This is a genomic window from Neptuniibacter halophilus, assembly GCF_030295765.1.
Classification (GTDB): domain Bacteria; phylum Pseudomonadota; class Gammaproteobacteria; order Pseudomonadales; family Balneatricaceae; genus Neptuniibacter; species Neptuniibacter halophilus.
Genome location: NZ_AP027292.1, coordinates 1,133,631 through 1,159,201, shown reverse-complemented (window position 1 = coordinate 1,159,201; position 25,571 = coordinate 1,133,631). Strand labels below are relative to the sequence as shown.

16 protein-coding genes are annotated in these 25,571 nt (G+C 55.0%); 9 read left to right on the top strand and 7 right to left on the bottom strand.

The genetic code is table 11. From position 1 onward, the window contains the following. Positions 1-28: 28 nt before the first annotated feature. On the bottom strand, positions 29-2,227 hold the full coding sequence (locus QUD59_RS05355; RefSeq protein ID WP_286240068.1) for a two-component system response regulator: 2,199 nt from the start codon (positions 2,225-2,227) through the stop codon (positions 29-31). Between the two features lie 541 nt (positions 2,228-2,768). Here QUD59_RS05355 and gshB point away from each other — a divergent pair. From gshB to QUD59_RS05320, 7 genes are all read left to right on the top strand, one after another. After that, positions 2,769-3,788, top strand: a complete 1,020-nt coding sequence (gene gshB / locus QUD59_RS05350) for a glutathione synthase (RefSeq protein ID WP_286240066.1) — start codon at positions 2,769-2,771, stop codon at positions 3,786-3,788. Next, positions 3,772-5,817: a flavohemoglobin expression-modulating QEGLA motif protein gene (locus QUD59_RS05345; RefSeq protein ID WP_286240065.1), complete on the top strand. Its 2,046-nt coding sequence runs from the start codon at positions 3,772-3,774 to the stop codon at positions 5,815-5,817. The genes gshB and QUD59_RS05345 overlap by 17 nt, the downstream gene beginning before the upstream one ends. Before the next feature lie 60 nt (positions 5,818-5,877). Next, a complete protein-coding gene (locus tag QUD59_RS05340) occupies positions 5,878-6,111 on the top strand; it encodes a hypothetical protein (RefSeq protein ID WP_286240064.1) in 234 nt (77 codons plus the stop codon). 190 nt (positions 6,112-6,301) lie between these two features. Beyond that, positions 6,302-6,664: a hypothetical protein gene (locus tag QUD59_RS05335; protein ID WP_286240063.1), complete on the top strand. Its 363-nt coding sequence runs from the start codon at positions 6,302-6,304 to the stop codon at positions 6,662-6,664. A 63-nt stretch (positions 6,665-6,727) separates the two neighbouring features. Continuing rightward, positions 6,728-8,011, top strand: a complete 1,284-nt coding sequence (locus QUD59_RS05330) for a TolC family protein (protein WP_286240062.1) — start codon at positions 6,728-6,730, stop codon at positions 8,009-8,011. Next, complete coding sequence (locus tag QUD59_RS05325; RefSeq protein ID WP_286240061.1) at positions 8,012-9,490, top strand: efflux RND transporter periplasmic adaptor subunit; 1,479 nt, start codon at positions 8,012-8,014, stop codon at positions 9,488-9,490. Next, entirely contained in the window at positions 9,487-12,594 is a 3,108-nt protein-coding gene (locus tag QUD59_RS05320; RefSeq protein WP_286240060.1) for an efflux RND transporter permease subunit, read from the top strand. The genes QUD59_RS05325 and QUD59_RS05320 overlap by 4 nt, the downstream gene beginning before the upstream one ends. Before the next feature lie 577 nt (positions 12,595-13,171). Here the strand turns inward: QUD59_RS05320 and QUD59_RS05315 are convergent. After that, positions 13,172-13,381, bottom strand: a complete 210-nt coding sequence (locus tag QUD59_RS05315; RefSeq protein ID WP_286240059.1) for a cold-shock protein — start codon at positions 13,379-13,381, stop codon at positions 13,172-13,174. 588 nt (positions 13,382-13,969) lie between these two features. Here QUD59_RS05315 and QUD59_RS05310 point away from each other — a divergent pair. Then, entirely contained in the window at positions 13,970-14,857 is an 888-nt protein-coding gene (locus tag QUD59_RS05310; RefSeq protein ID WP_286240056.1) for a substrate-binding domain-containing protein, read from the top strand. After that, on the top strand, positions 14,857-17,700 hold the full coding sequence (locus QUD59_RS05305; RefSeq protein WP_286240054.1) for a bifunctional diguanylate cyclase/phosphodiesterase: 2,844 nt from the start codon (positions 14,857-14,859) through the stop codon (positions 17,698-17,700). The genes QUD59_RS05310 and QUD59_RS05305 overlap by 1 nt, the downstream gene beginning before the upstream one ends. 12 nt (positions 17,701-17,712) lie before the next feature. Here QUD59_RS05305 and QUD59_RS05300 read toward each other — a convergent pair whose 3' ends face one another. From QUD59_RS05300 to QUD59_RS05280, 5 genes are all read right to left on the bottom strand, one after another. Continuing rightward, a complete protein-coding gene (locus QUD59_RS05300; protein WP_286240052.1) occupies positions 17,713-19,626 on the bottom strand; it encodes a response regulator in 1,914 nt (637 codons plus the stop codon). A gap of 167 nt (positions 19,627-19,793) precedes the next feature. After that, positions 19,794-21,245, bottom strand: a complete 1,452-nt coding sequence (gene pyk / locus QUD59_RS05295) for a pyruvate kinase (protein ID WP_286240051.1) — start codon at positions 21,243-21,245, stop codon at positions 19,794-19,796. Between the two features lie 41 nt (positions 21,246-21,286). Continuing rightward, positions 21,287-22,366 (bottom strand): ABC transporter ATP-binding protein, encoded by a 1,080-nt coding sequence (locus QUD59_RS05290; protein ID WP_286240050.1) that lies wholly within the window; start codon positions 22,364-22,366, stop codon positions 21,287-21,289. Positions 22,367-22,385: 19 nt separating this feature from the next. Next, positions 22,386-24,113: an ABC transporter permease gene (locus QUD59_RS05285; RefSeq protein WP_286240049.1), complete on the bottom strand. Its 1,728-nt coding sequence runs from the start codon at positions 24,111-24,113 to the stop codon at positions 22,386-22,388. Between the two features lie 114 nt (positions 24,114-24,227). Then, on the bottom strand, positions 24,228-25,571 hold the full coding sequence (locus tag QUD59_RS05280; protein WP_286240048.1) for an ABC transporter substrate-binding protein: 1,344 nt from the start codon (positions 25,569-25,571) through the stop codon (positions 24,228-24,230).

Genomic DNA, 25,571 nt, shown 5'->3' with positions numbered 1-25,571 from the left:
GACAGGGGCAGTGGCTTTAAAGCGGGTCTCATCCGGTTTGTTGTCTCGTGCTGATCAGTTGCTCCAGCCATCTGTCGACCGGCAGGGGCTGGCTGTAATAGTAGCCCTGATGTTCCATGCTCGGATATCTTTCACTCAGCATAGTGGCGTGCTGCAGGCTTTCTACCCCTTCGGCAATCACCCGCACGCCCAGCGAGTCGGCGAGTTGATAAATCAGGGCGATAATCTCGGCATCGTTCTTTTCATGGGGTGCATGCAGAATAAACTGCTTATCGATTTTGACCTCCTGAAAGGGGAGGCGCTTGAGGTAGGCAAGGGAGGAGTAACCGGTGCCAAAATCGTCAATGGAGAACTGTATCCCGAGGCGGGTCAGGCTCTTCATCTTACTGATAACATCGGGGATATCTTTAATAATCAGGCTTTCGGTAATCTCCAGCACCAGCCGGTCGGCGTTGATTGTGTGGTTGAGAAGGATATCCCGGATCTGCAATACAAAGTCCTCTTCGGCAAAGTGCAGTGCGCTGATATTCACCGAAACGCGGCATTCCGGCGCGAGCGGTTGCAGTTGGGTCAGCAACTGGCAGGCCTGAGTCAGCATCCAGCGATCAATGGCGGCGATCAGGTGGCGCTCCTCTGCAACCGGAATAAACCGGTCCGGGGGGATCATGCCTTCCACCGGGTGTTGCCAGCGTACCAGTGATTCCAGCCCGGAGAGCTCTCCGGAAACCGAATACTGGGGTTGAACATAAAAGCGCAGCTCATTTAGCTCGATGGCCCGGGCCAGCGCGGCTTCCAGTTTCAGCTTGTTCTGGATTCCGTCGATCAGGGCCTGTTTGTAAAAGTGGCGTTTCTGTCCGGACTCTTTGGCAAAGTTATGTGCAACATCTACGCAACGCAGCGCTTCTTCACCCGACTGGATATTGTCCGGCAGAATCACAATGCCGTAGGTCGCAGAGATCTGTAACTGACCGATGTCGTTGATAATAAAGGGAGTGGCAAGAATCTCTTCAAGCCGGTCGATCAGGTTGTAGGCGTTAGCAGACGCGGTGTCGGCGCTGGCTTTCGGTTTGTTCAGCAGAAGCAGGAGCTCATCGCGGCCAAGGCTGGCCAGCGTTAGCTGATCATCCTCCTGAGCGATACTCTGGATGCGGCCAATCAGTTCGCTGAGAAAGCCCTCATCGGAGAGGTTTTTGGCTTCGATCAGGCGTTTGTAGTAGTTGATATCGAGCTGAATCAGGGCGGTGCTGGTGTTCATCGCCCGGCAACTGTGCAGCAGGGTGTCGATCTTTTCCTTGATCAGCAGGCGGTTGGGCAGCCCGGTCATGGGCTCATGCCACATCAGGTATTCCAGTTGTTCCTGATTTTTCTTCAGATCGGATATGTCACTGAACACCGAAATATAGTGACACACTGCGCCTGCGCTGTTGCGCAGGACTGTGATGGAACGCAGCTCCGGATAACGCTCTCCGGATTTACGCTGATTATAGATTTCACCGCACCAGGTGTCATTGTGATTCAGGTCGCTCCACATCTTCTCGTAGAAGGCGCGTTCATGCAGCCCGGATTTCATAATGGAGGGTTTCCCCTTCACGTCGTTCAGGCTAAAGCCGGTAATGCGACTGAAGGCGGGGTTAACCGTCATGGTATTGGCGTCGGCATCGGCTACCATGATGCCTTCGTTGGTTTTAAGAAAGATATCACGGTAGATCTCCGGCAGTATTTCGCCGGATTCGATGGCGGTATCGGCCATAATGCTGGCTGTCAGGGTGTCCTGCAGGTGAAGCGAAAGCTCCTGATTCAGATTGATCAGGGTTTCCAGCATGGAGCGGACGGAGATCTGGGCTTTGACCCGGGCCTTCAGCAGTTTCGGGCTCACCGGTTTGTGCAGATAATCGGATGCACCAATATTGAAGCCCCAAAGTTCTGACTGTTCATCGGCGAGCGCGGTCAGAAAGATGATCGGTACGTTATTCAGGCGGGTGATATTGCGTACTTGCTGGCAGAAATCAAAGCCGCTGACGTCAGGCATCATCACATCAAGCAGGATCAGGTTCGGGGTTTCTCCTGCATGCAGAAGATCCAGCGCCCGACCTGCGGAGGTGGCGAGAATAACATCGTATTCCGGGCTCAGCGATTCAGAAACCAGTTCCAGTTGGGTGGGGTCGTCATCTACCGCCAGAATCCTGTAGCGTTGCAATGCCGTTTCCGGCCTTGTGTCCCTAACCATCTAATACAGTCCTGTGTTTTAGATCGTACGCAGATCTTGGCCATCGGGCTATCTACGACTTGTAAGTTTAGACCATGAGCATGACAGTTATAGTGATCATGGCTCTTTCGGAGGACTTCCTGTCCCTCTTTTTATACTTCAATTCCCGCAGCGTCAGACTCATCGGTCGCTCGCGGACAGATTGCAGATGTTTTTCTACACCATCCTCCGTGCGGCAGATACTGACCTTTAGGTGTAAAGCGCTGGTTTTAAGCGGAAAAGCGGTTATGGCTCAAGGACAATAAAAATTTTTGATCGATATGATCAAAAAGCCTCGTTTTACTCTTGCTTTTAGCCCCTTAATAATCCGCCCAAATGTGAATATTGGGAATTCCGGGTAATAAGGGGCGTAGAATATGCTTCTGACTGACCCTGTAATAGCGCTGACCGTCCGGACGGTGCTGATGATTCCTCTGTCATGTGTTGTGCATCTCTTTTTGATTAATAATCTTTATCGTATTTAGCTTTCGGCGCAGATTACTTCGTGAAAATTTGTTTTCTTATGTACCCGTGGGAACGTATCGATCCCGATAATGATTCCACCCTGCGGATCATCCATGAAGCGGCCAGCCGCGGAATTACTGTGGCAATAACCACTCCCCATAACCTGACCGTCCGCAATAACACCGCCCATGCGTTCTGTAATGTGCTGCGCAAGAGCAGCAAGATCAGCGGCAATATCCCTTCGTTTTACCGTAAAGCGGAGTTTAAGCGCTGCAAACTGCCGCTGGCCGGGTTTGACGCGATTGTAATGCGCGCGAACCCGCCACTGGATACGGTGGCGCTGAACTTTCTGGATTCGGTGCGTAATGACGTCTTTATCATGAATGATATCGATGGTCTGCGGATTGCCAATAACAAGCTCTATACCGCGTCATTCAGTGGTGATGCCAGCCGTTTTGTGCCGGCGACCCATGTATCGAAAAACCGCGAGTATCTGGAACACGTACTGCGTGATGCGCCGACCGAGAAGATGATCATGAAGCCGCTCAACGGATATGGCGGTCAGGGTGTGATTGTGATCGAGAAGAACGCCCGCCAGAACTTTCGCTCGCTGCTGGATTTTTATATCGGTTCCGGGGCTGAGAGTAACTACGTGATCCTGCAGGAGTATGTTGAGGGCGCGGATAAAGGTGACGTGCGTATTCTGATGCTTAATGGTGAGCCGATCGGGGCGATGAAGCGGGTGCCTTCCGGTGATGACGTGCGTTCCAATATTCATGCCGGCGGCAAAGAGGTGAAGCACGTCCTCAGCAAGGAAGAGAAAGAGCTGTGCCGGGCGATCGGGCCGCAACTGGTGCGAGATGGACTGTACTTTGTCGGTCTCGACGTGATCAGCGGCAAGCTGATCGAAGTGAATGTACTGTCGCCGGGCGGTATTACCCGTATCAACCGTCTCAACCGGGTCAAACTCCAGACCCGGGTAGTGGATTTTATTGAAAACATTGTTGCGGCTAAGGAGCACGTGCTCGAGCGTAAGAACGCTTTCCGCAAGGCGATTGAAGATGCAGAAGCTGTCTGAAGAGAAGATCCTGGAGGCGATTGCCGCCGGTGAACTGTTTGAGTGTGAGGCTGAGGATGGCTCATTCACGCTGCGGGTACAGGACTATACGCCGGCGATTCATACCGCAGTACATAATGGCAGCGCCTTTCCTGAGTCACTGCAAAAGCAGTGTCTGCTGTCGACTGAGGAGCGCCTCTATGAAGAGGACCCTTACACCGCCGATCTGATTGAAGCGATGCCGATCACCCTGATCGGTAATGACTCACGCTATTTCTACGATCTGAACCGGCCGATCGCTACCTGCATTTACAAGCGCGCCTGGGGCAAACAGGTCTGGCAGAAAGCGCCGACGTCTCGGCAGCGGCAGGATAGCCTGACCCGGCACCGTCGGTTCTACCGTATTCTGGATGCGCTGATCAGCAAAGTGGAACAGCGCTTTGGCGCCTGTCTGGTGTTTGATATCCACTCCTATAATGGCCAGCGGATTGAAGGTGATGCACCGGCGTTTAACATCGGCACCGAACAGATCGATATGGATCGCTGGTCTCGTGTGGTGGAACGGTTCCGCAAAGGGCTCAGCCGGATTCAGCATGAAGGTCAGCCGGTCACAGCAGCATTGAATCGGGTCTTTCATGGACGGGGTTACCTGATCGGTCACGTCAACAGCCGGTTTGAAAACACACTGGTTCTGCCCTGTGAAGTACGCAAGCTGTTTATGGATGAGCTGAGCGGCACGGTGTATCCGTTGCTGCTGAACGATCTGAAAGCGGGTCTCAAGGAGTGCTTTACCGATACCGGTGCCTATTTTTCGCGCCAGTACACCCGACGTTCACGGACCCGGCAGCCGGATATGCTGTCCTCTCAACTGGATCCGGTGATCAGCAAAGTTGATCGCGAGCTGTATCGGTTAGCACGGGGGCTGGAAACCCTGTACTACATCAACCCGGTGAACCTGCAGCAGGAGAAACGCAAGTTTTTCGCAAGGCTTGGCAGTTACTCGCCCCAGTTCAGCTACAAGCCGCTGGAGATTGATCCCTACCTGTTTCGAGAACGGCTTTATCGCTTACCGGTGGACAAAATTCGCGATCCCGGTATCCAGCTAATGTACGGCCAGGTGGTGGATTCCCTGTCTGGCAAGATCGATCTGCTGATCAGCGCCGGTTCGTCGCAGTTTGTTTATAACTCGCTGAAATACTACGGCGAGCCGAGTCTGGTTGATGAAGCGAATGCGCGTTTTCTGCTGCACGCTGCGGCCTACAGCGATACCAGTAACGAAACGGTCGGACTGGATGAGGCGATTGACTATTTCCACAGCCATGCCCGCCGCTGGCAGATGGATTGCCGTATCGAGGTGAGCAGCAAGATCGTGGCGTCGGCGATGGTGTCGAATAGCCGTAAAACCCTCTATATCAACCGCAACAGCAGTTTCAGCCGGAATGAATTAAAGGCACTGGCGCACCATGAACTGGGGGTGCATATGTCGACCACCCTGAATGCCGCGCAACAGCCGTTGAAGGTGTTCTCTCTCGGGCTGCCCGGAAACACCATGACCCAGGAGGGGCTGGCGATACTCAATGAATTCCACAGCGGCAGCCTGTCGCTGGAGCGGTTACAGGGGCTGGCGCTGCGGGTTCTGGCGGTGAAAGAGATGCTGGCTCACGACAATTTCCGGCATACCTTTTTCTATCTGCATGAAGAGATGAAGATGGGCCGCGAGGCCGCGTTTAAGCTGACCGCCCGGGTACACAGGGCCGGGGGCTTTACCAAAGATTATCTTTACCTGCGCGGCCTGAGCGAAGCGCTGAGGCTGTATCAGGAGGGCGATATCAGCAACCTCTATATTGGTAAAACCAGTTTCAGCTATCTGGGCTTACTGGATGAACTGGTCGCCCGGGAAATTATTCACAAACCGAGTTATGTGCCCGAGACCCTGCGCCAGCCTGAGCCGGTATCAGACATTCTCGGTTATCTGGTTTCCTCCATTCGTCCGACCGTACCGGTGGCGATGGCGGGTTCTCTGGCGAACGGACAGCGCGCCGTTGCCTAGGAATGTACCGGGGTGCGGTCAACGCACCCGGTTTATGACATTAAGTGAGAAATAAGGTAAATGACTAACATTCGACTGGATACAATCCCTGAAGACCTGGACGACTGGGACGATGAGGATGTGCGTGGCGATTCGCCACGTAAAAAGCAGAACGATGACGACGATCAGGATGACAGCCGTCAGAGCGGCTCAGCCACGACCGCGAAGCGCGGCAAAAGCCGTATGCGTGATATCGAAGAGCGTCTGGAACGACGTCGGCTGCGTCGCGAGATCTACGACGAATACGAATTCTGATCGCTTTCGGGCCGGCGGCTGAGCGCCGGCCTTCCTTCCTGTCTGATGACAGGCACTGAACTTTTCCCCGCCGCCTGACTCTATAGCTATTCCCGGCATCTTTACCTATCATAATGCCGTCCAGAACAGAGCTATTCAGATAATTATGCTGAGCCCGATATCAAAACTGCAAAAAGCGATCACAGCCCTTATGCTGCTGTTTTTTATCGCCTATTGCACGCTGGGTATCTGTACCAATCTGGTCTCGGCAATGGCCGGACAGAACGCCACTCAAGCCACAGAGCATCAGCATCACGCCCAGAGCGATAATGCGGATGCCGCGCATTGTGAACAGTCAAAAAGCTGTGAATGGCGCAGTAAGCTGCTCACCGATACGCTGCCGGACCATAACGCCAGCTTCTTCTTTGCCTACCTGATTACCAGTATCAGCCTGCTGCTCAGTGCGCTGGGGCTGCGTTTATCCGGGAGCCGGCGCTATGCCTTTGCCCGGCAGCAATATTTCCTCCGCACCTATCCCAGACTGCATCTGCAGAAAGCCGTTTTCCTGAATTAATTCCTCTCCTGAATCCGGATTCGTTCCCCCGTTGCGGGGTATGTCTGTTTACAGGAGATCATTATGTTTAATGCTTCACGTTTTATGCTGCTGGCGGTATTGCTCAGCAGCGCTGCCCGGGCCGAATTTACCCTGCCTGTGGCAATCGACCAGGCGCTGCAGGACGACCACTGGCAGCGCAGCAATCAATTGCAGGAACAGGCCCTGCGCTCAGATGCAATAGCCGCCGGACAGTTACCGGATCCGGGAATGCGTCTGGCACTGGCTAATCTGCCCACCGATACCCTGAAGTTTGATCAGGAAAATATGACTCAGTTGCAACTGGGGCTGTCGCAACAGTTCCCGCGGGGGGATTCACTCGATATCCGTTCACAGCAGCTCAGTATGGAAGCGGACAAGAAGCCCACGCAGCGACTTGAACGCCGGGCGTTGATCAAACTCAATGTGACTCAGGACTGGCTGGCACTGCATCAGGCGCTGGCACAGCGCGACCGGTTACTGGAAAAGCGCCATATCTTTGATGAACTGGTCAATATCAGCCGGGCGAATTTTCGTACCGGGAACGCTCGCCGTTTCGAGGTACTTGAGGCCGAGCTGCAACTGACCCGTCTGCAGGAGAGGATTGTCCGGCTGGAAGAGGCGATCGCCCGTCAGCGTGGTCGTTTGCAGCAGTGGTTTGATCAGCCGTTGAATGAGGCGATCCCGAAACAGATGGCCGCCCTGACGCCATTACTGGCACTGGATAACCCGCAAGCGCTGGACGAGGCGTTGAGCCGGCACCCGCAACTGGCATTGTTACAGCAGGATATCGAGGTGCGGGAAAAGGGCGTTGAGCTGGCAGAAGAAGCCTATAAACCCGGATTTCGTCTGGATGCCGGCTATGGCTACCGGGCTGACCGGCCGGATGGCATGGAGCGCAGTGACCTGTTCACACTGGCATTAACCATGGATCTGCCGCTGTTTCCGGAGAAACGTCAGGATGCGCGACGTAATGCGGCGATCCAGCAACGGGAGGCGGGTAAGGAGCTGCGCCTGCTGAAAGCCCGTCAGTTGCGTTCTGAATTGCAGGTGGTGCGTGCCGAACTCGATGGGCTTAAGCAGCGTCGCACGATTTACGACCGTGGTTATCTGCAGCAGCAGGCCGCTAAACGACGCGCGGCCCTGAAGGCTTACGCTGCCAGAGATGCGCGCTTTAACGAAGTGGCGATGGCAGCACTGGCAGAACTTGAGGTTCAGCTACAGAAGATCGAACTGGATCACCGTATCGCCCGAAGTGTGGCGCAGGTCAATTACTACCTTGCGGCGCTCGACCCGCAACTCAAGATTGCAGCAGGAAAGGAGAGATAAATGAAACGGTTCTTTTTGCTGACCCTGGCACTGCTTTCAGGCACAGGTATCGGCTATCTGCTGGCCAATTATCAGTCGGGCGGTAGCACAGAGGGGGCATCGGCAGAAGCACAGCCACTGTACTGGGTGGCACCGATGGATCCTAACTATAAACGTGATCAGCCGGGGCTTTCACCCATGGGGATGGAACTGATCCCGGTGTACGCGGAAGATCTGGCCGGTGATTCACCGGGTACGGTCAGTATCAGCCCGGAAGTGGTGAACAATCTGGGGGTACGTACTGAACCGGTTCTGTTCAGTCCGTTGCAGCCGATCCATGACACGGTGGGTTATGTCGGCTTTGATCAGGAGCAGTTAGAGGATATCCACTCGCGGGTTTCCGGTTGGGTAGAAACGCTGGCGGTGAATACTGAAGGGGAACCGGTGCGTGAAGGACAGTTGCTGTATGAGATCTATTCTCCGGAACTGGTCAATGCTCAGGAGGAGTATCTGGCGGCAGTGCAGAGCGGGAATGGTTTTCTGCGTCAGGCCAGTGTCAGCAAACTGCAGGCGCTGGGTTTCAGTGAAAAGAGCTTTGCACAACTGAAACAGCAGCGCAGTGCTCTGACGAACGTGCCGGTCTATGCGCCGAAAAGCGGCTATGTCAGTCAGTTGAATCTGCGCCAGGGCGGTTATATCCAGCCTGCCAGTAAACTGATGCGGATCGGCCCACTGGATCAGGTATGGGTCACGGCTGAACTGTTTGAACGTCAGGCGGTTCAGGTGCAGGCGGGTGATGTGGCTGAGATGCGTTTGCCGTTTATGCCGGGCAAGGTCTGGCGCGGGCAGGTGGATTACATCTATCCGGCACTGGATGCGAAAACCCGTACCCTGAAAGTGCGTCTGCGCTTTGCCAATCCGGATCTGATTCTGAAGCCGGATATGTTCGCCCGGATCAGGATTCAGCCCCGTGCCGGAGAGCCTGTGCTGAGCGTACCTGCCTCCGCGTTGATCAAAACCGGGACTCAGCAGCGAGTGGTTGTGGCGCTGGGTGAGGGGCGTTACAAGTCCGTCGCTGTAGAGAGCGGGGCCCGGATCAATGACCGGGTACCGGTCTTTCAGGGGCTGCTGCCAACCGATCAGGTCGTTGTTTCAGCGCAATTTCTGCTCGATTCGGAGTCGGCTATCAGTTCTGACTTTATGCGGATGAGCGAGCCCGGTGTTGCTGTACCGGACGAGGTCTGGGTGAGCGCTTCCGTAGAGGAACTTGACCGGGAAGCGCGCAGGCTGCTGGTCTCTCATCAGCCTATTCCTCAGTGGCAGCAGGGGGCGATGCAGATGTATGTGCCGGTGGAGGCGAGTCTGGATCTGGAACCTCTGACCGGGGCAGGTGAGGTGCAACTGCTGTTGCGTGGCGGCAATATGAGTAATCTGCAACTGGTGGATTATCTGTTGCCACAACCGAAAGCGCCGGGCAGTCTGCCGGGAGGTTCCCGATGATTAAAGCGATCATCTACTGGTCAATCCACAACCGTTTTTTTGTCCTGCTGGCCACCCTGATACTGCTCGGCTGGGGCGCCTATGCGGTAAAGAACACGCCGATTGATGCGATCCCGGATCTGTCGGATGTTCAGGTCATCATCAAAACCAGTTATCCCGGTCAGGCCCCGCAGGTGGTCGAGGATCAGGTGACCTATCCCCTGACTACCGCGATGTTGTCGGTACCGGGGGCGCAGACGGTACGTGGTTTTTCGTTTTTCGGTGACTCCTATGTCTACGTGATTTTCGATGAAGATACCGACCTCTACTGGGCGCGTAGCCGGGTGCTGGAATACCTGAGTCAGGTGGCTTCGCGGCTGCCGGAAAATGCCAAACCACAGTTGGGGCCGGATGCAACCGGGGTCGGCTGGGTCTATCTGTATGCGCTGGTGGATCGCACCGGGCAGCACGATCTGGCTCAGTTGCGCAGCCTGCAGGACTGGTTCCTGAAGTATGAGCTGCAGACCGTGTCCGGCGTTTCTGAAGTTGCGCCCGTGGGGGGAATGGTCAAGCAGTATCAGGTCAAAGTGGATCCGGAGAAACTGCGCGCCTTTGACATGCCGCTGTCTCATATCAGCAATGCGATCCGTCGCGCTAATCAGGAAAGTGGCGCTTCGGTGATCGAGATGGCTGAAGCGGAATATATGGTCCGCTCCAGCGGTTATCTGGATGGCCTCGAAGCGATCCGCAATATCCCATTGGGGGCGACCCGGCAGGGCACGCCGGTGTTGTTGCAGGATCTGGCTGAAGTCGGGCTGGGGCCTCAGATGCGACGTGGTGTTGCTGAGCTGAATGGTGAAGGTGAAACCGTAGGGGGTGTGGTGGTGATGCGTTTTGGCGAAAACGCACAGAAAACCATCGAAGGGGTCAAAGCCAAACTTCAGGAGTTGCAGCGGAGTTTGCCGGAAGGCGTCGAAGTGGTCACGGTGTATGACCGCTCCGGTCTGATCGAGCGAGCGGTGGATAACCTGTTCGAGAAGCTGGTGGAAGAGTTCATCGTGGTGATTGTGGTCTGCGCTCTGTTCCTGTTCCACTTCCGCTCTTCGCTGGTGGTTATCATCAGCCTGCCGGTGGGTATGCTGGTGGCGTTTATCATCATGTACTATCAGGGGATCAACGCCAATATTATGTCTCTCGGCGGGATCGCTATTGCGATCGGTGCGATGGTGGACGGTGCGATCGTGATGGTCGAGAACGTCCATAAGCATATGGAACGCACCGAACTGACGCCAGAAAACCGCTGGCAGGTTATCGCCGAGGCATCAGCCGAAGTGGGGCCTGCGCTGTTCTTCAGTCTGCTGATCATTACCATGAGTTTCCTGCCGGTGTTTGCTCTGGAGGCTCAGGAGGGGCGGATGTTTTCACCGCTGGCTTTCACCAAAACCTATGCCATGGCGGCGGCTGCGGCGCTGGCGATAACGCTGGTGCCGGTACTGATGGGCTACTGTATCCGTGGTCGGGTGCTGCCGGAGCATAAAAACCCGATCAACCGTCTGTTACAGGCTATCTATCTGCCGGTGATCCGGGTGGTACTCAACCGGCCGAAACTGACGCTGGCCATGGCGTTTCTGGTTACCGCTGTGGGTTTCTGGCCGGTGAACAAAATTGGCAGTGAGTTTATCCCACCGCTGGATGAGGGCGACCTGATGTATATGCCCACCACCTATCCCGGTATCTCTATCGGTAAGGCGCGTGAACTGTTACAGCAGACCGATAAGCTGATCGCCACACTGCCGGAAGTGGAGCGGGTATTTGGTAAGATCGGCCGTGCTGAAACCGCGACCGATCCGGCGCCGCTGACCATGATCGAAACCTTCATCACCCTGAAACCCCGCGACCAGTGGCGTGAAGGGATGACCACCGAAAAACTGACCCGCGAGCTGGATAAACTGGTGAAATTTCCAGGTCTGACCAACGCCTGGGTCATGCCGATTAAAACCCGCATCGACATGCTGGCAACCGGGATTAAAACCCCGGTTGGCCTCAAGGTGGCAGGGCCTGATCTGAGCGTGATTCAGCAGATCGGACAGCAGTTGGAAACCGTACTGGCAGACGTAGAGGGCACCGCTTCGGTGTACTCTGAGCGAGTGGCCGGTGGGCGCTATATCAAGGTGGATATCCGCCGTGAACAGGCAGCCCGTTACGGTCTGAATATCGCCGATGTGCAGGCGGTGGTGACCAGTGCCATCGGTGGTATGAATGTGGCTGAAACCGTTGAGGGGCTGGAGCGTTACCCGATTAACGTGCGTTATCCACAGGCTTACCGGGATTCGGTAGAGAAGCTGCGTCTGCTGCCGCTGGTCACCCCGGCGGGAATGCGGATCGCCCTGGCGGATGTGGCAGATATCCGTATCGAGGATGGGCCCCCGGGAATCAAGAGCGAAAATGCCCGGCCCAATGGCTGGACCTTTGTTGATATCGACGGGCGTGATCTGGGCTCATACGTAGCGGATGCCCAGCGGGTTGTCGCCGAACAGATCAGCCTGCCGCCGGGGTATTCCATCGCCTGGTCCGGGCAGTATGAGTACCTGCTGCGGGCTAAGGAGAAGCTGACCTATGTCGTGCCCCTGACGCTGGCGATCATCATTGTACTGCTGTACATGAACTTCCGCCGATTTGCCGAGGTGGCGATGATTATGGGGACGCTGCCGCTGGCGCTTGTTGGTGGTATCTGGATGCTCTACCTGAATCAGTTCAACTTCTCTGTCGCCGTTGGGGTTGGCTTTATCGCGCTGGCCGGGGTGGCGGTTGAGATCGGAGTGATTATGCTGGTCTACCTGAATCAGGCTTATGCTGAAAAGCAGCGTCAGTGTGAGGGCAAGATGCAACTGGAGGATCTGAAGGAGGCGGTCATCGAAGGTGCCGGGATGCGGGTGCGCCCGGTGATGATGACTGTGGCGGCGATTATCGCCGGCCTGTTACCCATTATGTATGGCACCGGCACCGGTTCTGAAATCATGCAGCGGATCGCCGCACCGATGGTCGGGGGCATGATCAGCGCGGTGGTGCTGACCCTGCTGCTGATTCCGGCGGTCTACTTCCTCAGTAAGAAGCGGGAGATCTGATCCGCATCACTCTGTTGATGGGGTGGCCTGTGGGCTGCCCCGTTTTTTCAGTGGCATGGTATAGCCACAAAGTCCGGGAGTTGGTGCTTAATCCGACAAGCGAAGAGCTGTTTTCCGCTCAGTTAGCTGATCGTTGAGGCCCCTTAGCAACGAGGGCACTGAAGGAGTGGCTGGCCTGTTGCCCGGGATAATGGGTGTCCAGATAAGCTTTCATCGACCGGGCTGACAAGCGTCCGGTGACGGGTTGCCAGATGGTGCGTTTGTTCACTGCCTGTGTTTGAGCGGGTATAAAACAGCTCCACAGTTCAGTTTGGTCTGACGGGTATTTACAGACAGACAGGTGGTTATTCAGATTTATTAACATAAAAAGTCCTTTTTACCGGGCCATCCAATAGTCTCCATTGTTCACATAAGGCTCCTTTGCGAACAAACGGACAGGCGAAGTGCAGTTATAGCATGTTAGCGGCTATCAAGGTGGAGATCAGAGGAGGAGGTGGGTAATTGATGAACAGAGTATGCCGGGGAGCATACCCTGTCGGCGAGCGGTTAAGCGACGTTAACCGAACGGAGGAGAGGCTTACAGTGGACGAATATTCTCAGCCTGAGGGCCTTTCTGACCCTGAGTAACAGAGAATTCAACCTGCTGGCCTTCCTGAAGGCTTTTGAAACCATCACCGGCAATTGCGCTGAAGTGAGCGAAAACATCCGGGCCAGACTGTTGTTCAATAAAGCCAAAACCTTTTTCGTCGTTAAACCATTTAACGGTGCCGGTAGTTGTATTAGACATATCTTTTAATCCTGATTGGAAAATATCAATAAAGCGTCCGGTTTTTCCGGGCGCACTCTGTAGGCGTTTTTACTTTGTACTTATGAAACAGGACGAGGAATTAAAAGAAAGACTTCGAAATGAGGGGCATAAATAGAGAATAAAGCGTCTAGCTGTACAAATAGTACACAGATCGCCGTGATGGGTCAATAAAATAAATCAGAGTCAGGTTTTTTAATTTATTAAAGCTATCAATATTGTTTCAGAAGCGCTGAACCTGTCAGATAGGTCATCATCTGCATCAGGACAAAGATATAACTGCTGTGTTCAACCAATAAATGCAGGTGATCGCCCGTTTTGATCTGGGCTCAGAGACGAAGCGGTTGATCCGGCAGCCTGTCTGCCTTTCTTGTGACACAGGACTATGAAACATCAAACTTTACTCATATTAAGGTTTAATTTTCATAGAGATCAGTTAGTAATATAAAGATTCTGAAGCCTTATTTTTGTTGATACCGGATAGGTTTGCCGATGATGTACCGGACGCGCGTGCTGCTGTTGACTCTTTTTACTCTCTTTTCTCTGCACCTCCCTGCGGCGGAAAAGCAGTTGGCTTACATCGTTTCTGATCTGCGTATTCCCTACTGGAACATTATGTGGAATGGGGTTCAGTGGCGAGCTGCTGAACTGGGCTATGGGGTGAAGGTTTACAGCGCAGAAAATATCGCGAAGCAGGAACTGCAGAATACCGTACAGGCCATCCGCGAACAGGTAGATGGGATCGTGCTGTCGCCCACAAATTCTTCCGCTGCCGTGACGGTACTGAAACTGGCACACAAAGCACAGATTCCAGTGGTGATTGCGGATATCGGAACTCAGGGCGGTGACTATGTCAGTATGATTGAGTCAGATAACCAGAGCGGGGCTTATCAGCTCGGTAAGATTCTGGTCGAGGAGCTTCAGGCGCGCGGTTGGAGTGATGGCCGTGTCGGGATTATCGCCATCCCGCAGCGACGCAAGAATGGCAAGCTGCGAACCAGTGGATTCCTTCAGGCTCTGGAGGAGGGGGGGATAAAAACCGCCGAGCTCTATCAGCAGGAGGATTTCAGTTATGCTGAAACCCGCGGCTTTGCCCGGCAGCTTATCGCCGATAATCCGGATCTGCGCGCCTTATGGTTGCAAGGCTCTGATCGCTATCAGGGGGCACTGGATGCTATCCGTGAGGCGGGAAAAGAGGGACAGATCCTGCTGATCTGTTTTGATGCCGAGCCTGAGTTTATCGAAATGATACAGCAGCGCCAGTTGGTGGGTGCCGGGATGCAACAACCTTTTCTGATGGGGGAACAGGCGGTGGAATCTCTGCATCTTCATCTGCAGGGGAATCCGCAGCCCCAACGGCAGAAGCTGGAGGTACTGGCGGTCTCCGCGGACAATATCGATAGTCTCCTGAGCCTGATCCGGCGCAACGTGCTCGGGCAGAGTGAAAGTAATCACTGATGCCTTTAACCCACACAAAACAATACAAATCTCTGGTTTCCCAACTGACCATTACCGTGCTGATGGTCGTATCTGGGGTATTCATCAGCTACGCATTTTTTTCCTATCAGGAACAGCATCAGCAGATGGTGCAGGAGATTCGTGGTCAGTCGATGGAGAGCGCCGAGCGTCTGTCCAGTATCGTAGCGCCCTACATGGAAGCCTACGAAGTCAATGAATATGAGAAGCTGCTGCAAACCGAGATTCAGACCGAAAATCACTACGCCCTTGAGGCGCTGGTCATTGAGGATTACCGAATGGGCGAGCTGCTGGGCGAGACCGCCTACGTAACCGGGCGGCTGCGTGGTGACGCGGGTGAAGTCCGCGAGTATGAGCCGGAAAACCCGTCAGACCTTGGCGTGATTGCGAATGCCTTCAGTGACACTTATGCGGAGATTTATGCCAGCAACGGTGAGTTGATGGGGCGGATCACCGTTTATGTCAATGATGGTCTGCTGAAGCATCGGCAGGAGTCACTGTTGTGGCAAACCACTCTTACCACGCTGGTATTGCTGGTCATACTGACCACGCTGCTGGTGGTGCTGCTGAAGCGGTTTCTGATCGCGCCGTTGCAGGCTATTGCGAAAACCATGTCGGTACGCGATGAAGACGGTATACCGACCAGCCCGATACCGCCGTCGGATTACCGTGAAGTCGCGGTGCTCTCCGACATGGTCAACGATATGTTGCGGGTAATCCGGTCGACTCAGGAACGGGTGAAGCTGGAACATGATCGTCTCGACAATGTTATTAAGGGCACCCGGGCCGGGACCTGGTACTGGAATATTCAGAGCGGCGAGACTGTGTTTAACGACCGCTGGGCAGAGATGCTGGGTTACCGTCTGGAGGAACTGGAGCCTATCTCTATAGAAACCTGGACCGGGCTGGTTCACCCAGATGATCTGAAACAGTCGGAAAAACTGTTACAGGCGTACTTCGCCGGCGAGGTCGATTTCTATGAGTGTGAAGCGCGGATGCGTCACCGCGACGGGCACTGGATCTGGGTACTGGACCGTGGCAAAGTTGCCACCTGGAGTGATGAAGGTGAGCCGCTGGAGATGTATGGAACCCACCAGGATATCACGGAGGAAAAGCACTATGAGGAGCAACTGGCGCTCTCTGCCAGTGTCTACAAACAGGTTCACGAAGGCATTCTGATCACTAATGATCGGGGTCTGATCGTCGATGTGAATGACGCGTTTACCCGAATCACCGGTTATACCCGGGAGGAAGCCGTTGGCCGTTCGCCGAATATTCTCAAGTCAGGACACCACGATAGCGAATTCTATGCAGCGCTGTGGCGTGCGTTGCAGAGCAAAGGTTACTGGAGTGGTGAACTCTGGAACCGCCGCAAAAATGGTGACGTTTACCCCGAGTTGATCACCATCAGTGCGGTGAACAGCGAAACCGCCGGGGAGACGCATTTTGTCGCGTTGTTCTCCGATATCACATCCATTAAAGAGCATGAACGTCAGTTGGAGCAGATTGCCCACTATGACACGCTGACCGGATTGCCCAACCGGCTGTTGTTCAGGGATCGGCTGCGTCAGAGCATGTCCCGGGCTTCGCGTCATAAGCGGCCACTGGCACTGCTGTTTCTGGATCTGGATGGTTTTAAAGAGGTGAACGACTCCTATGGTCATGATGTCGGGGATGAGCTGCTGATCATACTCGCCGAACGCACCTCCGGGTTACTCCGGGATGAGGATACTCTGGCCCGACTGGGGGGCGATGAATTTATTATAATTCTGCCGGATATTGAAGATCAGGGCGGCGTTTCTCCGGTCTTGCAGCGCCTGCTGGACTCGACTACTCAGCCAATCAAAGTGGGGCCGCTTGAGCTCACCGTTTCGGCGAGTATCGGCGTTGCGCTCTATCCGGATCATGAGGATATGGATGCGGATCAGTTGATTCGTCAGGCGGATCAGGCGATGTATAACGCCAAGCTGGCGGGTAAAAACTGCTATCACTTTTTTGACCCGGAACAGGACCGCTCTTTACGGGGCATCAACGAACTTATCCTGCGAATTGAGTCGGGTCTGGAAGCTGCTGAATTCGAACTCTATTATCAGCCGAAGGTTAACCTGAGAACCCGCGAGGTGGTTGGTGTTGAGGGGCTGATTCGCTGGAATCGTGGTGATGAAGGTATTTTGCCACCGGCTGAATTCCTGCCAATGATTCAGGATCACAGGCTGCTGGTCAGACTCGGTGAGTGGACTATTGAGGAAGCGTTGCGCCAGCAGCAAGTGTGGCAGAAACAGGGGCTTTACCTGCCGGTCAGCATTAATACGGCGGCGATCCATCTGCAACAGGATAATTTTGTCAGTCATCTGCAACAGATACTCGCGCGCTATCCTGACGTCGCGCCGCAACAGATCGAGTTTGAAGTGCTTGAAAGCAGTGCTCTGGATAACCTGGAACAGGTTCAGCGGGTGATCCGTCAGTGTGAGGCGTTGGGGATCGGGTTTTCGATTGATGACTTCGGTACCGGTTATTCAACGCTGGCTTACCTTAAACATCTGCCAGCGCAAACGCTCAAGATCGATCGGAGTTTTGTCCGGAATATGCGGGATGAAACAGATGACCGCCTTATTCTGGACGCGGTTATAGGTCTGGCCCGGGCTTTCAGGAAGCAGGTGATTGCTGAGGGGCTGGAGGATATGCAGCATGCGGATATTCTATTGAGTATCGGATGTGAGCTGGCGCAGGGTTATGGCATCGCCCGGCCGATGCCCGCCGCAGAACTGCCGGACTGGCTCGTTCGCTGGGAGCGGGCCGCGCCGGAACAGATCTGTAACGACTGATCTGTCGCTGTTTCAGTCGGGTTTGGCCCACTGTGACAGGGTACTGAGCATCTGATGAATATCGATCGGTTTGAGAATGTAGTCATTCATCCCGGCATCCATGGCTGCCTGCCGGTCTTCGGCAAAGGCGTTGGCGGTCATGGCGATTACCGGCAGTTCGCGGTGCTCAGGCAGGCTGCGTATCTGGCGGGTGGCCTCTAAACCATCCATCACCGGCATCTGCAGATCCATCAGCACCAGATCAAATGGCTGCTGATGCAGCTTATCCAGTGCCAGTTGTCCGTTGGCAGCGATCTCAACCTGAATACCCTGAGCGCTGAGCATCAGTCGCGCGACTTCCTGATTGACCCGGTTATCCTCTACCAGAAGTACCCGAAGCCCGGAGAGCTGGCCAGCGCTCTGTTCGCGCATGGCGGGTTCCGGGGCGATCTGAGCTTTCTTCATCGGCAGGCTGAAACTGAAGCAGGAGCCCTCGCCGACTTTGCTCTGAATTTCGATCTCACCGCCCATCAGCCTGACCAGTTGCTGACTGATGGTCAGCCCGAGGCCAGTACCCCCATATTTCCGGCAGGTGGAGTTGTCGGCCTGGGTGTAGGGGGTGAACAGTTCCGCTTGTTGTTCTGCGGAGATGCCGATCCCCTGATCTCTGATGGTAAACCGTATCACTGCCTGCTGCGGAGATTCCTCAAGGCAACTGACTTCAAGGGTAACGGCGCTGTCGGGTTTATCGCTGAACTTGATCGCATTCGCGCCCAGATTGATCAGCACCTGACGCAGGCGCAGCGGGTCGCCGGCCAGTTCCACAGGTACCTTCTGATCCAGTTTTATGAGTATCCTGACCCCTTTCTCTTCGGCTTTGATCCGCAGCAGGTTAAAGACTGTACGAATACTCTCCGGCAGGCGGAAAGTGGTCTCTTCCAGCGCCAGGGCGCCGGATTCGACTTTAGAGAAATCGAGAATATCGTTGATGATGCCAAGCAGATCTTTAGCCGCGTTATGCGCCTGGGTGATTTCGGATTTCTGTTCCGGGTTCAGGTCACCCTGCAGGCACAGTTGGGTCATGCCGATAATGGCGTTCATCGGCGTGCGGATCTCATGGCTCATATTCGCCAGAAAAATCGACTTACTGCGGTTGGCCGCTTCGGCCCGTTGCCGCTGTTGCTGCGCTTCCTCGAAGTTTTTCTGGCTGCGGATCAGATTGCGCAGCCGGGCAATCAGCTCCTCTTCAATCAGCGGCTTGATGACGTAGTCGTTAACACCGAGGTTGAACAGTTCGATACGGCGCGAGATATCATCAAAACCGGTCAGGGCGACGATCGGAATATCGCCTTTAGCGCCATCCAGACGGCGAATATGGTTGATAAACTCCATCCCGCGCATACTGCCATCGAGCACAATATCGGTGACGATAATGTCGTATTCGTTGCTGTGATAGGTGGCGAAAGCCTGTTCGGCATTCGGGTAATCATCCACCTCAAGGCCGTAGGCCTGCATCATCGCTTTGGTCGCTTTGCGTTGCGACTGAGTGTCTTCAATGTAAAGGACTCTGCCCTCAATCGGTTCTGCCTGCAGGGCAAACCGGGTGATAAAGTTGATTAACTGATGTACCGCATCTTTGCTGAATACCTCAGTGACTCCGGCGGCCAGTGCGGCAACATAAACTTCGTCCTGAGTTTCGCTGGTCAGTAGCAGGATCGGCAGGTGACGTGTCGCTGAATGTTCTCTTGTTGCGCGGGCAAAGCTGATGCCGTCGCCATCCTGCAGCAGTTTCGAAATACACACCAGATCAAATTCATGCTGTTCAAGCGCCCGGGTGGCGGTGGCCATATCGTTGCAGAACAGTGGTGAAACATGAGGGATCCGGGAGAGAGAGCGGCGCAGCAACTGCTGGAACCACTGGGAGCTGTCAACAATAAGTACGTTCATAGGTTCTGTTGTCTGTCATCCTGAGGTTGAGAGCGAACGGTTTCATTATGGACTAATTTCAACGGGCTGGAACCCGTGGCGGGTGGTTATGGCGGGAGAAAAAAGTGCCGCGCGGTTTTAACACCGCACGGCCAAAGTGCAGAGTGTGCAACAGGTTAAACGGTGGATTAATGAATCGGTTGACCTACGGTGACAATTTTCAGCGTGTTGGTTCCCCCCTGAGCATTGATATAGTCACCTTTGGTAATCAGTACCCGGTCACCGTTGGTAACGATACCCTGACGTTTCAGCTCATCGACCGCCCGCTGGTTGATCTCAGCGTTGGGAATATGTTCGGTATCGAACTGCACCGTCTCGACCCCGCGATAGAGTGCGGCCCGGCGGGCAGTACGCGGGTGTCGGGTCAGCGCGAGAATCGGCAGGCCGGAGTTGATCCGTGACAGCAGCCGCGTGGTCTTGCCGGTTTCGGTCATACAGATGACGGCCTTGATCCCCGTTGAGTGGTTAGCGGCGTACATGGTGGCCATCGCGATGGTTTCGTCGATATCCGTAAACGCCAGATTCAGCCGGTGATGCGAGGTGCGGGTGGAGATATCCTCCTCCGCGCCGGCGATGATACAGGCCATTGCCTGCACCGTGGCTACCGGGTGCTTACCGGCGGCCGTTTCTGCTGACAGCATCACCGCGTCGGTGCCATCCAGTACCGCATTGGCAACATCGAACACCTCTGCCCGGGTGGGCATCGGATTATCGATCATCGATTCCATCATCTGGGTGGCTGTAATTACCACCCGGTTCAGCTCCACCGCACGACGGATGATCTTTTTCTGGCTGCCGATCAGGGCGGCATCACCGATCTCGACACCGAGATCACCACGGGCCACCATGATCGCATCGGAGGCGAGGATAATCGCATCCAGTACCGCATCGTCCCGAACGACCTCCGCGCGTTCGATCTTGGCGACCAGTTCACAGCGTCCGCCCGCCTGATCGATCAGTTTTCGCGCAATTAACAGATCTTCCTCACTGCGGGGGAAGGAGACCGCAAGGTAGTCCAGATCAAGTGCCACTGCGGTTTCGATATCCTGCTTATCTTTTTCCGTCAGCGCGGGGGCAGAGAGGCCGCCACCGAGCTTGTTGATCCCTTTGTTGTCGGACAAAACGCCGCCGTTGAGCACACGACAGTGCAGCGCGCTGGCGCTGGTGTCGATGACCTCCATCTGAATCCGGCCATCGTCCAGCAGCAAAATGTCGCTGCAGGCACAGTCGCGGATCAGGTCGGGATAATCCACAGCCACTGCTTCAGAGTCACCACTATCTTTAGCGCGCTGGCTGTCCAGCGTGAAATCCTGCCCGGTTTCCAGCCGGACTTTACCCTCCTTAAAGCGGGCGATACGTATTTTCGGTCCCTGCAGGTCGCCGAGGATAGCGATATTCAGTTGATGCTTCTCGGCCAGAGTACGCACCTGTTCAGCGCGCTGGCGGTGCTCTTTAACGCTGCCGTGGGAAAAGTTCAGACGGACCACGTTGACCCCCGCCAGCAGTAGCTGTTCCAGCGCGGCGGGATCGTCGGTAGCAGGCCCGAGGGTCGCCACAATTTTGGTTCTGCGTGCTTGCATAATAAATCGGCCGGACGTTGTGCCCGGCCTGACCTCGCTGTTTACTGGTTAACGACTACGACCTGCTGGCTGTCGATGGCCAGCGTGACTAAGGAGCCTTCAGGTACCGGCTCTTTGCCTATGGCATGCATCTCATCCACCGCCAGCAGATGACCGGCCACATCAACGCCATAGCGTATCTGCCCCCCCAGAAACTCGCGATAAACCACACGGCCTTCCAGTTTCAGCGCATTCTGCGCACTGTCATTGAGGCGAAGGACCCGGGTGCACTGGGGACGGAAGACAATACTGCCCATGCCGCTTTGATCGCCGGCGAAAGGAATATTCAGCCCCTTGTCGCTGCTGAACTGCAGTTGATCGCCGTGCTGTTCAAACATGCCGTCGAGGATATTGGCAGAGCCGAGGAAGCCCGCCACAAAACGGTTGCTGGGTGCATCGTACAGTTCCATCGGGCAGCCGATCTGCTGAATCACCCCGTCACTCAGCACCGCCATCCGGTCGGACGTGGTGTTAGCTTCCTCCTGATCGTGGGTGACAAAAATGGTGGTCAGGCCCAGCTTACGCTGCAGTTGCAGGATATCGCGGCGCATCTGCACCCGCAGATTGGCATCCAGATTCGACAGTGGCTCGTCGAGCAACAGGACTTTCGGCTCCACCACCACGGTACGGGCGAGTGCGATACGCTGCTGCTGGCCGCCGGACAGTTCGGACGGGCGGCGTTCTGCCAGATGCAGCAGGCCGACCAGCGAGAGCGCTTCTTCGACCCGCTTGCCGATTTCGGACTTGGGCACTTTACGCTCCTCCAGACCGAAGGCGACGTTCTGGCGTACCGTCATGTGTGGCCAGAGGGCGTAGCTCTGAAACACCATGCCGACGTTGCGCTTCCAGGGCGGCAGGCTGGTGACATCCTGATCGCCGATCAGAATCTTTCCGCTCGGGGTCGGGCCGAAGCCCGCAATGGCACGCAGCAGGGTGGACTTACCGGAACCGGAAGGGCCAAGGAATGCGAAGAACTCGCCGGGTTGTATCTCCAGATTAACCCCTTTTAATACTTCGGTTTCGCCAAAGCAGAGGCCAACATTCTGGATACTGATACCAACTGATTCGCTGTGGATAGTCATTATTATTGTTCTCCCGGAATTACTTTTTCAGACCGTGAGCGCGTTTGGTGCGCTCGATAATCAAATGGGACAGGTAGGTACCGGCACCGACAATCAGTACGGCGATAATACCCAGAGCCGCGCCCGGACCGCGTCCGGCAGCGGATTGCATAAATACATAGATGCCATAGGCCAGTGGTGCGTCATCCTCTTTGGCAACCAGCATGATGGTGGCTGAAAGCTCCACTGCCGCGGTGGCAAAGCTGGTCACGAAACCGGCCAGAATACCGCCCATCATCAGCGGCACGACAATCCGGCGAACGGTGGTGAACTTGCTGGCACCGAGGCTTTCCGCCGCTTCTTCAAGTGACAGCGCCACCTGTTGCAGTGCGGCTACGCAGGCACGCAGGGCGTATGGCAGACGGCGTACCGCCAGCGCGATCACCATGATTCCCCACCAGGTGGCGAGCGGTACATCACTGAACGGCATCTCGATGTCATAGAACATACGCAGGTAGCCGATGCCCAGTACCACGCCCGGAATGGCCAGTGCACCCATGGCGATAAAGTCCAGTGCCTTGCGGCCCCAGATGCCGGTACGCCAGACGATATAGGCGATGGCTGTACCCAGCACCACATCGATCAGGCCCGCCAGACCGGCGTACAGCAGGGTGTTGGTGATAAAGGTATGTGCGTTGGTAAAGACGGTGGAGTAGTGCTCCAGCGTGTATCCATCCGGCAGCGGGCTGAACGACCAGACCGTGGAGATAGAGAGCAGGAACAGCGCCAGATGCGGTGCCAGTACGAAAATCAGAATCAGGCCGATTACCAGATAGCAGCCGGTTTTCTCCAGCGTGTTCAGATCGCGCTTAAGCAGACCGCCGCCGCCTTTCTGTACAGTGGAGTAATCTTTCCCTTTCATGGCGAGGAAAGAGACCCACATGGAGAACAGTGAGAACAGCACCAGAATCACTGAGATTACGTAACCTACCGGATCAGAGATACCCACGGAGCTGATTCGCAGGTAGGCCTGAGGCGCCAGCATGTTGTTAACGTTGAGCAGCAGCGGAGTGCCCAGATCATCAAATACTTTCAGGAAAACCAGTGAGGCACCTGCGATGTAGCCCGGCATCCCCAGAGGCAGCACGATACGACGGAACAGGCGCATGCCGCTGGAACCCAGATTCAGCGCGGCTTCTTCCATCGAGCGGTCGATATTCTGCAGGCTTGCAGAGAGGTTGATCAGGATAAACGGGAAGAAGTGTACCGATTGCACCAGAATCACCCCGTTCAGCCCTTGCATAAAGGGAATGGTGAAGCCGAAATGCTCATCGAGCATCAGGTTTATCGAACCGTTATCACCGAAAAACAGTTGCATCGCCACGGCACCGACAAACGGCGGCATGATCAGGGGGATCATCCCCAGCGTCTGGATCAGGGTCGATCCGGCAAAGTTAAATCGGGTAGTAAAGTACGCCAGCGGCAGCGCAATCATGGTCGCGAAGACCACCGACATGGCCGAGACGTAAAAAGAGTTTACAAATGACTCCCGAAACAGGGAGGCGTTAAAAAAGTCGACAAAGTTGTTCAGGGTGAACGCACCGCTGGACGGGTCCTGAAAGGCAACAAAAATAACCTTTGCCACCGGCAGTACCAGAACAAACAACAGAAAAATACCAATGGCCGCGGCTGCGGAGGTCGGTCCCCACTGGATGGAGGAAAAATCAAGCCGCAAAGTGCCCTTACGAGTACCAGTCGTGCTCGCCATAAGAAAACCTCGGTTAATTCAGTAGTGTGCTGTCTCCGGCGATTTCCCTGGCCGGAGACAGCGTCAGCAGAACATCAGGAGATCAGCCAGATCTCCGTTTGGCGGGAGTCCCGGTCAGAGCATCGACAGGGCTTTTTCTGCCAGGCTCTGGGCCTGCTGGTAGTTGGCAACAACAAAGCTGTCCCACTGGGCTTCGACTTCAGCCTGACGGCCATTAACGTTGTCGGATGCTTTTTTGCGTTTCTGGGTGAAGACGGCAGCAAAGTCCGGGTCATTGGCTTCGGCTTCGCTGATCGGCAGTTTTGCGACCAGTGCTTTGGCCTGCTCCAGCAACGCCTGAGCTTCAGCATCAGGCTTCTCTGCCAGTGCCGTTTCTGCTTCGTGAATCGCACCGGTGGCGGCACGCAGATCATCCATACGGTAAGTGATCATCACGTCAAACATGGAGTTAACCAGATTGTAACGATTCTTCGACAGGTTCAGGTCAAAGTGCAGGGCGCTTTTCAGAGCGTCATCCTTGAACGGATTCGGGAACCCCTGCGGCGCTTTGGCGTAGATCTCCGGGTTTACCGGCAGGCGGCGGATTTTCGGATCCAGCAGCAGCTCCTGACCCTGATCGGAGAGCAGGAAGTCGATAAAACGCTCAGCACCGGCGCGGTTAGGCGCGTTGCTGATAATGCCGATGTTGGCCGGTACCAGCGCAGTACCCTGTGGATAGATAAATTCGACCGGGAAGCCGGCACCCTGAGAGGAGAGACCGAAGAAATCGATGACGATACCCAGACCGAAGTTACCGCTGTTCACGCCGTCCGGTACCCCGAAGGAACGCTCCGTCACGGATTTAAAATTACCGGACATCTGTTTTAGCATCGCCCAGCCGTTATCCCAGCCCTCCGCCTGAAGAATGGTTTCCACGGTCAGGTGAGTGGTGCCCGAACGGGAGGGCGCCGACATGCCCACATGACCAAAATAGGTCGGTTTCTTCAGATCATCCCAGCCGGTAGGCGCGGGCAGTTTCTTGGCTTTGAGGTAGCGGGTGTTCCACATGATGCCGTAACCGGCTGCTGCGAAGCCCTTGTAGAAACCTTCCGGGTCATGGATCGGGAATGAACCGATTTTTTCCGGAATGCTGGAAGCCTTCACTTCGTACTGCTGCAACAGGCTGCTGTCTTTCAGTACCTCAAAGGCATCCGGTGCGGAAGCCCAGAACAGATCCGTCTGGTTTTTGCTGGCGGTTTCTTTGATGTACTTGATGCCGGAAGAGGTTTTCTTTTTCAGAACCTCCAGATCGATATCAGGATTGGCTTTTTCAAAAGCATCCTCAAACACCTGAGTCAGGTCCTGAGGAAAGGAAGTGACAATGGTCAGTTTGCTCTGATTAGCCATAGCCGGCATTGATGCCAGACCGATACTGGCGCTGAGAAGGCTGACCGCGAACAGGTTTTTCTTGGACTTCAT

Bases quoted from the DNA above. Each gene is read 5' to 3' on its own strand.
- QUD59_RS05355 (WP_286240068.1), bottom strand. From the start codon at position 2,227: ATGGTTAGGGACACAAGGCCGGAAACGGCATTGCAACGCTACAGGATT.
- gshB (WP_286240066.1), top strand. From the start codon at position 2,769: ATGTACCCGTGGGAACGTATCGATCCCGATAATGATTCCACCCTGCGG.
- QUD59_RS05345 (WP_286240065.1), top strand. From the start codon at position 3,772: ATGCAGAAGCTGTCTGAAGAGAAGATCCTGGAGGCGATTGCCGCCGGT.
- QUD59_RS05340 (WP_286240064.1), top strand. From the start codon at position 5,878: ATGACTAACATTCGACTGGATACAATCCCTGAAGACCTGGACGACTGG.
- QUD59_RS05335 (WP_286240063.1), top strand. From the start codon at position 6,302: ATGCTGCTGTTTTTTATCGCCTATTGCACGCTGGGTATCTGTACCAAT.
- QUD59_RS05330 (WP_286240062.1), top strand. From the start codon at position 6,728: ATGTTTAATGCTTCACGTTTTATGCTGCTGGCGGTATTGCTCAGCAGC.
- QUD59_RS05325 (WP_286240061.1), top strand. From the start codon at position 8,012: ATGAAACGGTTCTTTTTGCTGACCCTGGCACTGCTTTCAGGCACAGGT.
- QUD59_RS05320 (WP_286240060.1), top strand. From the start codon at position 9,487: ATGATTAAAGCGATCATCTACTGGTCAATCCACAACCGTTTTTTTGTC.
- QUD59_RS05315 (WP_286240059.1), bottom strand. From the start codon at position 13,381: ATGTCTAATACAACTACCGGCACCGTTAAATGGTTTAACGACGAAAAA.
- QUD59_RS05305 (WP_286240054.1), top strand. From the start codon at position 14,857: ATGCCTTTAACCCACACAAAACAATACAAATCTCTGGTTTCCCAACTG.
- QUD59_RS05300 (WP_286240052.1), bottom strand. From the start codon at position 19,626: ATGAACGTACTTATTGTTGACAGCTCCCAGTGGTTCCAGCAGTTGCTG.
- pyk (WP_286240051.1), bottom strand. From the start codon at position 21,245: ATGCAAGCACGCAGAACCAAAATTGTGGCGACCCTCGGGCCTGCTACC.
- QUD59_RS05290 (WP_286240050.1), bottom strand. From the start codon at position 22,366: ATGACTATCCACAGCGAATCAGTTGGTATCAGTATCCAGAATGTTGGC.
- QUD59_RS05285 (WP_286240049.1), bottom strand. From the start codon at position 24,113: ATGGCGAGCACGACTGGTACTCGTAAGGGCACTTTGCGGCTTGATTTT.
- QUD59_RS05280 (WP_286240048.1), bottom strand. From the start codon at position 25,571: ATGAAGTCCAAGAAAAACCTGTTCGCGGTCAGCCTTCTCAGCGCCAGT.